9 protein-coding genes are annotated in these 15,361 nt (G+C 63.4%); 5 read left to right on the top strand and 4 right to left on the bottom strand.

The window, feature by feature from the left end; all coding sequences use genetic code 11:
- The first annotated feature begins 80 nt into the window (after positions 1-80).
- A complete protein-coding gene (locus tag ACP7EG_RS23655; RefSeq protein WP_426089539.1) occupies positions 81-566 on the top strand; it encodes an SRPBCC family protein in 486 nt (161 codons plus the stop codon).
- A 1-nt stretch (position 567) separates the two neighbouring features.
- On the opposite strand, the gene ACP7EG_RS23650 is transcribed toward ACP7EG_RS23655, so the two are convergent.
- Both ACP7EG_RS23650 and ACP7EG_RS23645 read right to left on the bottom strand, forming a co-directional pair.
- Complete coding sequence (locus ACP7EG_RS23650; protein ID WP_426089538.1) at positions 568-1,689, bottom strand: HD-GYP domain-containing protein; 1,122 nt, start codon at positions 1,687-1,689, stop codon at positions 568-570.
- A 163-nt stretch (positions 1,690-1,852) separates the two neighbouring features.
- Positions 1,853-3,301, bottom strand: coding sequence for a dihydrolipoyl dehydrogenase (locus tag ACP7EG_RS23645; protein WP_426089537.1), 1,449 nt, complete (start codon positions 3,299-3,301; stop codon positions 1,853-1,855).
- A 129-nt stretch (positions 3,302-3,430) separates the two neighbouring features.
- Here ACP7EG_RS23645 and ACP7EG_RS23640 point away from each other — a divergent pair, with 129 nt between their 5' ends.
- Positions 3,431-4,321 (top strand): ArgP/LysG family DNA-binding transcriptional regulator, encoded by an 891-nt coding sequence (locus ACP7EG_RS23640; RefSeq protein WP_426089536.1) that lies wholly within the window; start codon positions 3,431-3,433, stop codon positions 4,319-4,321.
- Between the two features lie 14 nt (positions 4,322-4,335).
- On the opposite strand, the gene ACP7EG_RS23635 is transcribed toward ACP7EG_RS23640, so the two are convergent.
- Both ACP7EG_RS23635 and hemE read right to left on the bottom strand, forming a co-directional pair.
- The gene (locus ACP7EG_RS23635; protein WP_426089535.1) at positions 4,336-6,393 is read right to left on the bottom strand and encodes a primosomal protein N'; all 2,058 of its coding nucleotides are present in this window, start codon (positions 6,391-6,393) and stop codon (positions 4,336-4,338) included.
- 843 nt (positions 6,394-7,236) lie between these two features.
- Positions 7,237-8,322 (bottom strand): uroporphyrinogen decarboxylase, encoded by a 1,086-nt coding sequence (gene hemE / locus ACP7EG_RS23630; RefSeq protein WP_426089534.1) that lies wholly within the window; start codon positions 8,320-8,322, stop codon positions 7,237-7,239.
- A gap of 198 nt (positions 8,323-8,520) precedes the next feature.
- Between hemE and ACP7EG_RS23625 the strand changes: the two genes are divergently transcribed.
- The 3 genes from ACP7EG_RS23625 to ACP7EG_RS23615 all read left to right on the top strand — a co-directional run bounded on the left by ACP7EG_RS23625 (position 8,521) and on the right by ACP7EG_RS23615 (position 15,200).
- Positions 8,521-10,464 carry a prolyl oligopeptidase family serine peptidase gene (locus tag ACP7EG_RS23625; RefSeq protein WP_426089533.1) on the top strand — a complete coding sequence of 648 codons (1,944 nt, stop codon included), beginning with the start codon at positions 8,521-8,523 and terminating at the stop codon, positions 10,462-10,464.
- Positions 10,461-14,642, top strand: coding sequence for a DEAD/DEAH box helicase (locus tag ACP7EG_RS23620; RefSeq protein WP_426089532.1), 4,182 nt, complete (start codon positions 10,461-10,463; stop codon positions 14,640-14,642). The genes ACP7EG_RS23625 and ACP7EG_RS23620 overlap by 4 nt, the downstream gene beginning before the upstream one ends.
- 69 nt (positions 14,643-14,711) lie before the next feature.
- Entirely contained in the window at positions 14,712-15,200 is a 489-nt protein-coding gene (locus ACP7EG_RS23615) for a hypothetical protein (protein WP_426089531.1), read from the top strand.
- The last annotated feature ends 161 nt before the right edge of the window (positions 15,201-15,361 follow it).

Below are 15,361 nucleotides of genomic sequence, written 5' to 3'. Positions count from 1 at the left end.
CATGCGTGCGGCGATGTCAAGCCTGGAGTACCATTCCGCCTATATCGCCCGTGCGCGCCCACTTACCGAATGACAGTCCCATGAAATTTGAACACCTGATTGAAATCAACGATCCGCTCAACCCGCTGATCGACACCCTGAGCCTGGAACAAGTCTGGCGCGGCCTGGTCTTGCGCGCCGAGTCACCCAGGCTGTTCGTGCCGCACCTGGACGAATGCCAGATCAGCGAGCGCTGCGACGCCGGTTTCGCGCGCAGCCTGCGCTATGGCGAGCTGGTCATCAACGACAGGGTAGTGCTGGTGCCGCAAATGCAGGTGCGCTACGAAGTGCCGGCGCAACAGGATATCAGCGCGTCCTCGCTGGTGATGACCATCGAGATGCCCGATGAAGCGAGCCTGTGGGTGCGCTTCCAGTACGACGACGGCCACGACGCGGCCACCGATGCGGCCAACGCCCTGTACGACGACTTCCGCCGCTCCGCCTACAAGGAATCCGACATCGACACGGTGCGCATCATGCGCGAGCTGGCGCTCGAGGGACGGCTGGATGCGGGCTTGCTGAACTGAATTAAGCTCTGGCGCTGCGGCCCCACAACTGCTCGGGGCGAAACTGCAGCCCCGCCTGCTCTGCGCTGAGCACTTCGCGGATGGCGTGCAAGTCCACGCGCGTATCGCGCCGCAGCGGCACGTCCAGGCGCGCGCCACGCGGGCCGATCAGCGACTGCACGTGGGGCGTGGTGGCATTCAAGCCCTTGCGCGTGACGACGCCGATTTCTCCATTCAACAGTTTGACGAAGGTGCCGACCGGGTAGATGCCCAGCTCGCGCACCAGCAGCGAGGCCAGCGGCGCATCCAGCGTGGCCTTGTCGGCCATCAGCATTTCACGCAGGGCCACGTTCGGCAGCAAGGGCTGGCGATAGCTGCGCTTCGAGACGCGCGCGCAATAGCGGTCGGCCAGCATGATCAGGCGCGCGCCGATACCGATCGCCTCGCCTTGCGTGCCCAGCGGATAGCCGCTGCCATCGATATTTTCATGGTGCTGTAGCACGGCCTGCAGCCAGACGGCGTCCGTCACGCCGGCCGCGCGCAGCAAGTCGACACCCGCTTGCGGATGGGCGCGCAAATAGGCGCGTTCCTGCGCGTCCAGCGGGCCCGCCTTGTGCTGGAAATCCGCATGGCGTTCCAGCATGCCCACATTCATGCTCAGCGCCGCCAGCAGCACGCTGCGGATCACACCATCATCGAGTTTCAGGGCGCGCGCCAGCAAGGCCGTGATGACGGCCGTGTCGACGCTGTGGCGCACGGCAAAGTCGCCCGCGCCCTGGTTGTGCAGGATGCAGGCCAGCGCCACGTCGGCGTCCAGTGCCACCGCCTCTTCCACCAGCTGCGCCAGCGGCACCAAGGACGCGTGGCTGCCCACCTGCCCGGCGGCAATGGCCGGCAAGACGAGGGCCAGCCCCGCCGTGACGAGGTTCAGCATGCGCAGGGCCGACGGCGCTTCCGTCGCCGTGCGCGGCACGTCGGCACTGGTATCGGCGATGACGCCGCGCGCCAGCAGCAATGCGATCTGGTTCTCGCTGCTGATGACATGGCCCAGCCTGGCCAGCAAGCTGCCCGTCTCATCATGCACGTCCCAGGGCAGGGCCACGCCCAGGGCGAGTTCTCCCGCATAAATGCGCCGAATTTTCACATCGTCTCCGTCATCGCTAGCCGCCACCCTTTTTACCATCGGGTGGTCGTGGCCATATACCATTTGAAATGTTTTTTGCTTTTAATCAATATTCCAATGTGGCAACGATGATCGCGCAATCATGTGCGCTTGTCTACAAAATTGTGTAAATATCAAAATTGCATCAGACGCCAGGCGAGCAATCGGCGCAGCCCGGTGCGTGTTCCGGGTCTTTTTCCAGGTGCAGCGCCAGTTCGCGCAAGGCCGTGCGCACGCCTTCCTCGATGACGGGGTGGTAAAACGGCATGTCGAGCATGGCCGGCACCGTCAGCTGTGCCTGGCATGCCCAGGCCAGCAAATGGCTCAAGTGTTCCGCCCGTGGGCCGATCAGCTCGGCGCCGAGAAAGCGCTTGCTGCCAAACTCCGCATACACGCGCAGCAAGCCCTGGTTTTGCAGCATCACGCGGCTGCGGCCCTGATTGCCGAATGACACGGCACCGACGGCGAAGCGGCCCGCGTGGCTCACGCACAATTGCTGGTAGGTGGCGCCCAGAGTGGCGATCTGCGGCTCCGTGAAGGCGATGGTCAACGGCGTGCGGCGCAAGCCCGGTTTGACGTCAGGAAAGCGCGCCGCGTTGTCGCCCGCGATGCGGCCCTCGTCGGCCGCCTCGGGCAGCAGCGGCATGGCATTGTCGGCGTCGCCCGCAATGAAGATCGCGCTCTTGCCGCACTGCATGGTGTGCGGGTCATGCAGGGGGATGCCGTGGCGGTCGAGCTTGATTTGCGCCGTTTCCAGGCCGATCTGGTCCACGTTCGGACGGCGGCCAATGGCGGCCAGCAGATACGCGAACTGCTCGGTTTTTTCCTGGCCATCGCCATCGCGACTGGTGAGCAGGATGCCGGCGCCGTCTGGCGTTTTTTCCACGTGCGCGACGCTGGTCTGAAAACGGATGTCGAGTTCGCGCGCCAGCACGGCGCCCGCCTCCTGCAGCACCAGCGGGTCCGTCAGTTGCGCGACTTTATTGCCGCGCGCAAACATGGTCACACGCACGCCCAGTCGCGCCAGCGCCTGGCCCAGCTCCAGGCCGATCACGCCGCTGCCGACCACGGCCACGGAGCTTGGCAAGTCCGTCCATTCAAATACGGCGTCGCTGGTGATGACGCGCTCTCCCGCCGCCTGCCATTCGGGCGGCACGATGGGCGTGGAACCGGTGGCAATCACCACGCTGGTGGCCTCGACAAGGGTATGCTCATCCACCTGCAATTTTCCGGGCGCGATGAAGCGTGCATGGCCGCGCAGTTTTTCTTCCTCGGGAATGGCGTTGACGCCGTCGAGGACGAAGCCGACAAAGCGGTCGCGCTCGCTGCGTACCCTGGCCATCACTTGCCGGCCATCGATGCGCACGGGGCCCGGATGCACGCCAAAAGCGGGCGCGGCAGCCACCGCATGGGCCGCCTCGGCCGCCGCGATCAAGAGTTTGCTGGGCATGCAGCCCACGCGCGCGCAGGTCGTGCCGTACGGCCCGCTTTCGATCATCAGCACGCGCTTGCCCTGCATGCGCGCCGCCTTGTGCGCCGTCATGCCGGCCGTGCCGCTGCCGATCACGGCCACATCCACTTGTAGTGTTTTCATCCTGCTGTCCATCCCACTGAGGTTGCTCACAGCGTTCGATACTACCCGTTTGCCGAAAATAAGGTTTTACTTTGCTGCAATATATGTATTAGTATAACTAATCATTTTTAGAATTTATAAGCTGAGCTAATGGGATCACTCGATTATCGCGCGCTGGCCGTGCTGGACGCCGTTGCCAGCCATGGCAGTTTCGACAAGGCCGCCCTGGCGCTGGGCATCACCCAGTCGGCCGTCTCGCAGCGCATCAAGGCGCTGGAAGACGCCAGCGGGCGCTTGCTGATCATCCGTGGCCAGCCGGCCGTGCCGACGGGCCTGGGCCAGCGCCTGATCGTGCATCACCGCAACGTCAAGCTGATGGAAGCGTCGCTCGACATCGACCTGGGCAACAGCGTCAGCATGCCGGAAATCGCCATCGCCATCGATGCCGACAGCCTGGCCACCTGGTTCGCCGACACTTTATCCGCCCTGCTGGCGCCGCCCCGTTGCCAGCTCGACGTGCGCCTGGCCGACAGCGACAGCGCCTTGCAGATGGTGCGCGACGGCTCCGTGTTTGGCTGCGTGTCGGCCGAGTCCGGCACAGCGATTGACGCGGCCGCGGCCACCAGCGTCACGCCGCTGGGCATGCTGCGCTATGTCTGCGTGGCCACGCCCGTGTTTGCGGGCCACTGGTTCGGCGATGGTTTCAGTGCCGAAGCGGTGCAACTGGCGCCCGCCGTGGTGGGCCAGCACGGCTTGCTGGCGCGTTTCCTTGCTGAACAATTGAGCATGCGTGAACCATTTCCGCACCACACCTTACCGGTGGAAGCGGCGCGCCGCGGCTGCGTCCAGGATGGCCTGGCCTACGGCCTGATACCGCAGCGCCTGGCCGCGCCAGCGCTGGCGACAGAGCGCCTCGTGGATCTGCTGCCGGGCAGCACCCTGGACGTACCGCTGAGCTGGCATGCCTGGACCCTGGACACGCCGTTTACCAAGCTGCTGTCGGAGCAGATCGTCAAGTCGGCGCGCGCGTATCTGAACTAATTCAGTGACTTAATTTAAATATCGAGCGGGTCCACTTCCAGCGACCATTTCACGCGTGACTTCATGGCGCGCAGCTCACTTAACCATTCTTTTAAAAACGCCTGTAGCGCGGGCCGCGAGGGCGATTCCAGCAGCAGCTGGGCACGGTCCACGTTGTAGACGCGCGTCATGCTCATGGGAATCGGGTCATTGATGGTCACCTGCGGGTGCGCCATGCACTCCTTGGCCGCCTGCAGGAACTCGATGGCCGTGGCCAGCTCGGGCGCCTCGGCGCGCAGCAGGGCCTGGAACAGGTACGGTGGCAACGCCGCCTGCGCCCGCTCTTCCAGCAAGGTCGTGGCGAAATGGTCGTAATCGTGGTTGACGACGGCGTCATACAGCGGATGGCGCGCATAGCGCGTCTGGATCAGCACCTCACTGACGCTGCCCCCTTCCGTCTGCGCGGCCCGCCCGGCCCGGCCCGCCACCTGCATGAGCTGGGCGAACAGGCGTTCGCTGGCGCGGTAATCCTGCGAAAACAGGGCCGTGTCCGGATTCAAAATGCCCACTAACGTCAGCTTTTTGAAATCGTGGCCCTTGGCCACCATCTGCGTGCCGATCAAAATATCCACTTCGCCCCGGTGCACGGTGTCGAACGCTTCCTGCGCGCTGCCCTTCTTGCGCGTGGAATCGGCGTCGATGCGCAAAATGCGCGCCTCGGGAAACAGTTGCTGCAAGCCTTCTTCCACCCGCTGCGTGCCGCGTCCCAGCGGTTGCAGATCGACATTGCCGCAGGTGGGGCAATGGCGGGGGATGCGCAATTCCAGGCTGCAATGGTGGCAGCGCAGCCGGTGTTCGGGCTTGTGCAGCACCATGAACGAGGTGCAGCGCGTGCAATTGCTGATCCAGCCGCACGATTCGCAGCAGATCACCGGGGAATAGCCGCGCCGGTTCAGGAACAGCAGCGACTGCTCGCCGCGCTCCATGCGCAGCTTCAAGGCGGCTATCAGATGCGAAGTCAGGCCATCTTTCGGCTTGTCACGCTCCATGTCGAGGATCTTGACGCGCGGCAACACCGCGTTCTTGACGGCCCGCTCGCGCAATTCCAGCTTGCGGTAGCGCCCCGTTTGCGCGTGGTGCCAGCTTTCCAGCGAGGGCGTGGCCGAACCCAGCACGATGGGAATCTGCAATTGCCAGGCGCGCCACACGGCCAGGTCGCGCGCCGAATAACGCAAGCCTTCCTGCTGCTTGTAGGACGGGTCGTGTTCCTCGTCGATAACGATCAGTTTGAGTTTCGGCAAGGAGGCCAGAATGGCCAGCCGCGTACCGAGCACGATGCGCGCCTGGCCCTGGTGGGCGGCCAGCCAGTGCAGCATGCGTTCGCCTTCGGACAGGCTGCTGTGCAGGGTGGCCAGCATGACGCCGGGAAAGCGCGCGCGGATATTGCCTTCCAGCTGGGGCGTCAGGTTAATTTCCGGCACCAGGATGAGGATTTGCGCATCGTCCTCGCGCGCCAGCACCTGGGCGCAGGCTTGCAGATATACTTCCGTCTTGCCGCTGCCCGTCACGCCGTACAGCAGGGTCGGTTTGAAACCCCGGGCGCCGCCGATGGCGTCCGCCGCTTCCTGCTGGGCGGCATTCAGTGCCGGCATGTTCAGCGGCGTGCCATCGTGCGCATCGGCCAGCTTGGCCAGCTTCTTGATGGCGCGGTCCAGTGCCACGGTGGTCAGCACGCGCAGATTCTTCGGTAAACCCGGCAGCGCCACTTCACCGAGCGGACGCTGGTAGTAATCGGCGGCAAAGGCGGCCAGCGCCAGCCACTGTTCCGACAGCGGCGCCAGCTGGCTGCGCACGGCCAGCACGTCCTTCAATTTCGCGGCGGGCACGTCGGTACTGCTTGAGATGCCGACGATCAGCCCCATCACTTCGCGCCGGCCGAACGGCACCAGCGCCAGCTGCCCCACTTGCGGCAGCGGTACGTCCGCGCCGGCGTCCGCATCCGCCGCCGCGTTCCAGCGGTAGTCGAACAGGGCGTTCAGGGGCGTGTCGAGCGCGACTTTCAGGATGCACGACGTCAAAATGCACTGCGACATGGGGAGTTGGCCTATCTTATAAAAAACGCGCGGCAGGGTCAATCGCGCGTCGGGAGGTCAGGCATCAAGCCAGCGGGCCATGATACTTGTTTCGTCCGTCAAACGCCTAACAGCAGGCGGGACAGCGTGTCATCATGCCTGAAGAAAATTCTGTGGATAACTTTGTGGACAAAGCAAAATTAACTTTCACAAAAATGTGGACAGAAAATTTTGATCGCCGTCAAGAGGGGCACGCAAGAAAAATTAACTATTTAAAATCAATGACTTAAAAATTGATCCCCGGAAGGCGATAAATCCGTGGGGCATTTCCGCCGCTGTGCATAACTGAACCATTTCTGATTTTTTTGTGCAGGAATAAGCACCGTTTTGATGCATGCCCTGCGTAAAAATCTCCGCCATATTGAGGCAAAGTTGACAATTGCCGGGCAAGCGTTCGGTTTTGCCTGGCGGGCGGCGAAACATTGTTGAATGATCATGCAGTGCAACATGCACTTCAGGTGAAATCTGAACATCGACGCTAAGTATCGGTTAACAAAATACTTTTCAATTTTATCCACAGAATCTGTTGATAACTTTGTGGACAATGAAGGAATAAGGCTGACAGACGGAAGAATAACCTTATCAATTGCAACAAAGTCCGCCGGGCAAGGCATTTTTTATTTCTTAATAATCAAGCACTTGCAGAGCATCCCCGGGCATGGATTTTCGACTGCCTCTTATTTCCGCAGCAAAAAAAATTGTGCATAAGTCGGTATTTCTTGCTAAGGCGCAGCAAAGAAAAAGGCAGGCTTTCGCTGGAAAGCCTGCCTTTTCTACCCCTGCGCCAGGGGAAGCGGTACTTTCTTACTGGCCGCTGCGCATGGCGCGGCTCATGCTGTGCACGGCTTCCACCATGGCTGCCACCGATTCCGGCGGCGTGAACTGGGAAATGCCATGGCCCAGGTTGAACACGTGACCCGTGCCTGCCGACGGCGCGCCAAAGGCGCTGAGCACTTTCGCCACTTCAGCGCGGATCTGCTCGGGGCTGGCGAACAGGATGGCCGGATCGAGATTGCCCTGCAAGCCCACTTTATGTCCGACCAGCTGGCGCGCACGCGTCAGGTTGACGGTCCAGTCCAGGCCCACGGCATCGGCGCCGATGTCGGCGATCTGCTCGATCCACTGGCCGCCGCCCTTGGTAAACACGATGGCGGGAATCTTGACGCCATCCTTGTCGCGTTTCAGCTGCGCCACCACTTGCTGCATGTAGGCCAGCGAGAATTCCTGGTAGGCGCCATCGGCCAGCGCACCGCCCCAGGAATCGAAAATCATCACGGCTTGCGCGCCGGCATCGATTTGCGCATTCAGGTACTGCGCCACGGAAGTAGCGTTAATGGCCAGGATGTGGTGCATCAGGTCCGGGCGGTTGTACAGCATCTTCTTGATGGTATGGAACTCTTTCGAGCCGCTGCCTTCCACCATGTAGCACGCCAGGGTCCACGGGCTGCCGGAAAAACCGATCAGCGGCACGCGGCCATTGAGTTCCGTGCGGATTTGCGTGACGGCCTTGAAAACGTAGTCGAGCGACTCCAGGTCCGGCACTTGCAAGGCCTTCACATCCTGCTCCGTGCGCAGCGGGCGCTCGAACTTCGGGCCTTCGCCATCGGCAAAATACAGGCCCAGGCCCATCGCGTCAGGCACCGTCAGGATGTCGGAAAACAGGATGGCCGCGTCGAGCGGGAAGCGCTCCAGGGGCTGCAAGGTCACTTCGGTGGCGTAATCGGGATTCTTTGCCAGGCCCAGAAAGGAGCCGGCCCGCTCGCGCGTGGCGCGGTATTCGGGCAGGTAGCGGCCCGCCTGGCGCATCAGCCAGACAGGGGTGTGCTCGGTCGGCTGGCGCAACAAGGCGCGCAGGAAAGTGTCATTCTGAAGCGGAGCAAATTGTGGCATGGCAGGCAATCGAGCTTGGAGAAGCGGTATTATCGCATCCAATCGCCGCCATTTCATTGATTCCGGTGCCGCTTTGCAGCATTTGCCACGCACAGCGATGACTTTCGTTGTGCCAGCCCTTCCATTATGATGATGCACGCCGCCGCGCGCCCTGACCCTGCCTGGCGGCCCTTGATCCCCTCACTATACGGAGCCCGCATGACCTCGACCGCATCCAGCACCCCTTATGGCATCTGGCCATCGCCGATCAGCGCGGCCATCGTCGCCGCCGGCGCCTCGCCGCTGACGCAGCTGGCCCTGGGCGGGGCGGATGGGGCCGACGTGTTCTGGCTGGCCGGGCGCGCCAGCGAGGCCGGCCGCAATACTCTGCTGCGCCAGCGCGGCGCGCGTGTCGATGAACTCACGCCGGTACCGTTCAATGTGCGCACCCGCGTGCATGAATACGGCGGCGGCGCGTATGCCGTGGCCGGCGATACCGTGTATTTTTCGCATTTCGCCGACAATTGCCTGTACCGCGTGGCCGGCGACGCCACGCCCGAAGCGTTCACCACGGGTGGCAACACGCGCCACGCGGACTTCGTCGTCGATGCGGCCCGATCCCGTTTGATCGCCGTGCGCGAACAGCACCCGGATGCAGGCCACGCGCATCCGGAAAACTGCCTGGCCGCCGTCGGCTTCGACGGGCGCGACACGGTGCTGGCGCGCGGCCACGACTTTTATGCCGCGCCGCGTTTGTCGCCGGACGGCAGCCAGCTGGCCTGGATCAGCTGGGACCACCCGCGCCTGCCGTGGCAAGGCACGGAACTGTGGCTGGCCGATGTGCACGCGGACGGCAGCCTGGGGTCGCCACGCCTGATCGCCGGCGGCGCGCGCGAGTCGATTTGCCAGCCGGAATGGTCGCCGAACGGCTTGCTGCACTTCGTTTCCGACAGCAGCGGCTGGTGGAATCTGTACCGCCTGCACGGCGCCGACATCGAGGCGCTGTGCCCGATGGAAGCGGAATTTGCCACGCCGCACTGGACTTTCGGCGCCAGCATGTACGGTTTTCTGTCGGACGACGAGATCGTCTGCACGTATATCCAGGCCGGCGTCAGCTACCTGGCGCAATTGAACGTGGCCGAGGCGAAACTGGAACCGATTCCCCACCCGTACCAGGAAATCCGCGAACTGCGCGTGGGCCCCGGCTTCGTCGCGCTGCTGGGCGGCAGCCCCACCATCGCGCTGGAACTGGCGCGCATCGACCTGTCGAACCATGAGCTGGAAGTGCTGGCGCAATCGATCGCACACTTGCCCGCGCTGGCTTACCTGTCCGTGCCGCGCAGCTTGAATTTTCCCAGCAGCAACGGTCGCACGGCGTACGCCTTCTTCTATGCGCCGACCAATGGCGACGTGCAGGCGCCGGCCGGCACCTTGCCGCCCGTGATCGTCATCAGCCATGGCGGCCCCACCAGCATGGCCAGCAATACCTTGAAACTGGCGACGCAGTACTGGACCAGCCGCGGCATCGGCGTGCTCGACGTCAACTATGGCGGCAGCAGCGGTTTCGGCCGCGAATACCGCGACGCGCTGCGCGGACAATGGGGCATCGTCGACGTGGAAGACTGCATCGCCGGCGCCCGTTACCTGGCCGCCAACGGCCTGGCCGACCCCGAGCGCCTGATCGTGCGCGGCGGCAGCGCGGGCGGCCTGACGACCCTGTGCGCGCTGACCTTCCACGACGTCTTCAAGGCGGGCGCCAGCTACTATGGCGTATCCGACCTGAAGGGCCTGGACGACGATTCGCACAAGTTCGAATCGCGCTATACCGATTACCTGATCGCCCCGCAGCCGCAAGCCGAGGCGCTGTACCTTGAGCGCTCGCCCATCCACCACACGGATAAACTGTCGCGCCCGATGATCTTCTTCCAGGGCCTCGATGACAAGGTGGTGCCGCCACAGCAGTCGCAACAGATGGTCGACGCCCTGCAGGCGCGCGGCGTGCCCGTCGCGTACGTGCCGCTCGAAGGCGAGGGACACGGCTTCCGCAAGGCGGAAAACATCGTACGCACGCTGGAGGCGGAACTGTATTTCTACCAGCGCGTATTCGGCCTGCCCGTGGCGGCCGGCGAGCCGCCCGTGCACATCGCCAATTTGCCCGCATGACAGACCCGCATTCAGACCAGCTCCTGCTAGACGAATTCGCCGCACTGGAGCAGCACGAACAGATGATCCTGGCCTTGCTGGCCATTGCGGGCGAACCGGTGGGCAAGCATGCCGTGTATGAACACTTGCAGCGCGCCAATGTCGTCGAGCCGGACGGCACGCCGTTTGCCCTGCTCACCGTCACGGGCATGCTGCAACATTTGACGCGGCACGCGCTGGCGTCCGAAGTGGTGGGACGCGGCTATGCCTGCGAAGCCAAGCTGCGCTGGCCCGCCATGCGCGCCGCCATCGAGCACCTGGCGTTCCGCGACCTGTGCCAGGCCATCGAAACCATCAACCCCGTGCGCCGCAACTGGGATGGCTATGTGGAATTGCGCAGCTACCGGCAAGGCGTGGCGCGCCTGCGCATCGCCTTGCTGCGCAATGACGAGGTGCGCCAGGTGGCCGCCATCCTGGCCGCCTGCATGGCGTGCTATGAAGCGCAGCAGCTGCATCCGCTGATCGAGATTTTCGGCCGCCCGTTCGAGCCGGAAATGCTGTCTTTCGTCATGCCGCAACTGCAGGATGACATCCTCGCCGTGCTGCTGGGCAACGCCCCGCGCGAGCCGGACACGGCGCACGCCATCCGCAGCTACGCGCGCGCGCACCACGCGCGCCAGGCGGCGGCTGGCGACCATATCGGCGCCGCCCTGCCGCTGGCCCTGGCGGAAGATGCCCTGCTGTGCGGCGAACTCGACGCCGCCGCGCGCTACCTGGCAGGCCAGCAGGGGCCGCAGGCGCTGTTTGTCGACAGCAGCATCGCCCTGTTGCGCGGCGAACGTGCGCACGCCGTGGCGGGCTTCGAAACGGCCCTGAAAGGACTGCGCAAGGAGGCGGGCAAGCGCAAGCTGTGCTTTACGGGCATCGGCGGCCACCTGTACGTGCTGGCCCTGCTGCGCGGCAACGACGCCAAGTTGCTGAAAAACGCGGAAACCTATCTCGATATCGCGCTGCATGCGCAACCGAACCACGACAGCATCGTCTACCAGCAGTTGAACACCTTGCGCCTGGTGCGCGCCGGCGTGCTGCAAGCAGATGCGATCCCTACGCGCAGCTGGGAAACGGGCTTGCAGGCGCAGCTGTTTCAGGCCTTGCTGTACTACTGGCTGGCGCTACCGCAATTGAGCGAACGCAAGGATCAATTGCGCTTGCTGGTGCAGCAAGCCGATGCGGCCGGCTACGACCTGATCGCCGCGCAAGCGGCCGGCTTGCTGGGCTTGCTGGGCGAGCCGCAGCAGGAGCGCTACGCCACGTCCAAGCGGGCGCAGCACGGCTTGACGGACATGGCGCCGTGGTTCGAGCGCCAGGAAGCGTGGCAGCGCCAGCTGAGCGCGCTGATCAACCTGCAGCAAAACGCACCCGCCGAAGCCATCGGCAGCGTCTCGCGCCTGGTGTGGCTGGTGGCGTTCGACCCGCGTTTCGGCCTGACGGCCGTGGAAGTGCGCGAGCAGAAACGCGACGCACGGGGCGGCTGGAGCAAGGGCCGCGCCATGGGCCTCAAACGCCTGGCCGAAGAGGCGGGCGACATCGATTTCCTTACGCCGCAGGACGCCCGCGCGGCGGGCAGCATCGCACCGTTCAAACAATATTATTCATCAGCACCGCGCTATGAAATCGAGCTGGACAAGGCCGCCATCTTGCTGGTGGGCCACCCGCTGGTGTTCTGGCTCGACCATCCTGACACGCGCGTGGAACTGATCGCCGGCGCGCCCGAGCTGCTGATCAAGTCGCACGAGGGGCAGCTGTGGCTGGGCATGCAGCCGCCATTACCCGACAACGGCGGCAATGTCGTGGTGCAGAGGGAAACGCCGACGCGCTTGCGCGTGGTGCACATCCTCGACGAGCACCGGCGCATCGGCGCCATCGTGGGCCTGGGCCTGTCCGTGCCCCTGCATGCGGAAAAACAGGTGATGCAAGCGATCGGCGCCATTTCCTCGATGGTCACCGTGCAATCGGATATCGGCGGCGGCGCCGGCGACGCGGAAGTCATCACGGCCGACCACCGCCTGCACGTGCACCTGCTGCCCTACCAGCAGGGCCTCAAGATGCAGATCTTGGTGCGCCCCTTGCTCGACAACGGCGCCTATTACGCGCCCGGCAGCGGTGCCGAAAGCGTGTTTGCCGACGTGGCGGGCCGGGCTGTGCAGGCACGGCGCGACCTGAACGGGGAACGCGAAGCGCAGCGCCAGTTGATTGGAAAATGCCTGGTGCTGGAAGAGGCGGAAGAGGAGCATGGCGAGTGGCTGCTGGGCCAGCCAGCGCTGGGCTTGCAGTTGCTGGTGGAGCTGCAGGCGCTCGATCCCGCTGGCATCGTTCTGGCCTGGCCCGAAGGCGAAACCATGCGCGTGTCGAAACGCATCGACAGCGGCCAGATGCGCCTCAATATCAAGAGCGAAAAAGACTGGTTTGCCGCCAGCGGCGAAGTGCAGATCGATGAAGACAAGGTGATGGATTTGCGCGCCCTGCTCGACTTGATGCAGAACAATAAAAGCCGCTTCGTGGCCCTGGGCGACAACCAGTTCCTGGCGCTGAGCGACGAATTGCACCGCCGCCTGTCCGAACTGGCCGCGTATGGCGAAGCGCATGCCGATGGCGTGCACATCCACCCGCTGGCCGCCTTCGCGCTGGAAGAGCTGGCCAACGATGCGGGCGGCGTGAAAGCCGACAAACTCTGGCGCGAACACTTGCTGCGCCTGCGCGCCCTCGACGATTATCAGCCGCAGCTGCCCAGCACCCTGCAAGCCGACTTGCGCGACTACCAGCTGGCCGGCTACGCATGGCTGGCGCGCCTGGCGCACTGGGGCGTGGGCGCCTGCCTGGCCGACGACATGGGACTCGGCAAGACGCTACAGGCGCTGGCGCTGATCCTGGCGCGCGCGCCCAACGGCCCCACTCTGGTCGTGGCCCCCACGTCCGTGTGCATGAACTGGATCAGCGAAGCGCAGCGTTTTGCGCCCACCCTGAACATCAAACTGTTCGGCAGCGGCGACCGCGCCGACATGCTCGATACCTTGCAGCCGTTCGACCTGGTAGTGGCCAGCTATGGCTTGCTGCAGCAGGAAGCGGCCCTGTTTGCCGGCGTGCGCTGGCATACCATCGTGCTTGACGAGGCGCAAGCGATCAAGAATGGCGCCACCAAGCGCTCGCAAGCCGTGATGGCCTTGCAAGGGGATTTCCGCATGCTGGCCAGCGGCACGCCGCTGGAAAACCATTTGGGCGAACTGTGGAATCTGTTCCGTTTTATTAACCCCGGTTTGCTGGGCACCCTCGACCAGTTTAATTTGCGCTTTGCGGGACCGATCGAAAAGGATCAGGACAAGCGGGCGGCCGCCGGCGCGCGCCTGCGCTTGCGCCGCCTGATCGCCCCCTTCATCTTGCGCAGGACAAAAACGCAAGTGCTGTCCGAATTGCCGTCGCGCACGGAAATCGTGCTGGAAGTGGAACTGTCGCCGCAGGAAACGGCGCTGTACGAATCCTTGCGCCGCGAAGCGCTGGAAAAGCTGGCCATGGTGGAAGGGCCGGCGTCGAAGAAGGCCATCCAGATCCTGGCGGAAATCATGAAGCTGCGCCGCGCCTGCTGCAATCCGCAACTGGTGGCGCCGGAACTGGGCCTGGCCAGCAGCAAGCTGGCGGCCTTCGCCGAGCTGCTGTCGGGCTTGCTGGAAAACCGCCACAAGGTGCTCGTCTTCAGCCAGTTCGTCGACCATTTAACACTCATTCGCCAGCACCTGGAGCAGCATGGCGTCAGCTATCAGTATCTCGACGGCAGCACGCCCATGCAGGAGCGCAAGCGCCGCGTGGACGCCTTCCAGGCGGGCGAAGGCGACGTTTTCCTGATCAGCCTGAAAGCGGGCGGCATGGGCATCAATTTGACGGCGGCCGATTACGTGATCCACATGGACCCGTGGTGGAATCCGGCCGTGGAAGACCAGGCCTCGGACCGCGCCCACCGCATGGGGCAATTGCGTCCCGTCACCATTTACCGCTTGGTGGCGAAACATACGATCGAGGAAGGCATCGTCGAATTGCACCAGCACAAGCGCGACCTGGCCGACAGTCTGTTGGAAGGCAGCGACGCGGCCGCGCGCATGTCGGCCAGCGACATGCTGGGCATGCTGCAGGAAGGGTTGAAGCCATGAGATTGAAAAAATGAACGGGGAAACGGCGTTCCATGCGATGATCCTTTTTCCCTGTTTCTCTGCCACCCCATGACCGACTATATCGCCACCAGCGCCGGCCAGCGCGCCACCTTTTTGTGCGGCAAATCCTGGACGGCCTATGTCAGCACCTTCGTCATTGCCGTGCTGCTGTTCTTTGCCGCCCTGCCGCTGGCTTTCAAGTACAACGCGCGCGCCGCCTTCGTGGTACTGATCGGCTCAGCCCTGATCGTCGGCTACCGCCTGCTGACCATCCGCAGCTATCAGCTGTACATTGATGAGGCGGGCGTGTGGCTGGCCTCCGGCATCTTGCCGTGGAAAAAGAAACTCATGGGCGTCAAATGGCGTGACATGGATGAAGCCGTCTACGAAACCAATTTCTGGAGCTGGCTGTTCCAGTCCTACACGGTGCGCGTCAGCCAGCGTTACACGCAAGACATCGAAATCCACGCCACCGGCATGGCGCGCGGCAAGGATGCCGTGGCGGCCATCAATGCGCGTCAGCAGGAGATGCTGCAAAGCAGCGCCATCGTCGTCTAGCGGGGCTGGCTTGCCTGGCAAAAAACTGCGCAAGCGCGGCAATTAATGCTAATCTTTGGCCGCCCTGGCAAGCAAAGCCAACCTTTCAATAGTTGTTTGCTACTTATATTAGAAGTTTATTATTTTCTTATAATGGCAAACAACAAAATATTCAAGAGATA

It is taken from the genome of Janthinobacterium sp. PSPC1-1 (genome assembly GCF_049897625.1).
Taxonomy (GTDB): domain Bacteria; phylum Pseudomonadota; class Gammaproteobacteria; order Burkholderiales; family Burkholderiaceae_D; genus Janthinobacterium; species Janthinobacterium tructae.
Note: the sequence above shows the minus strand (reverse complement) of the source record. Positions and strands in the feature narration are given on the sequence as shown.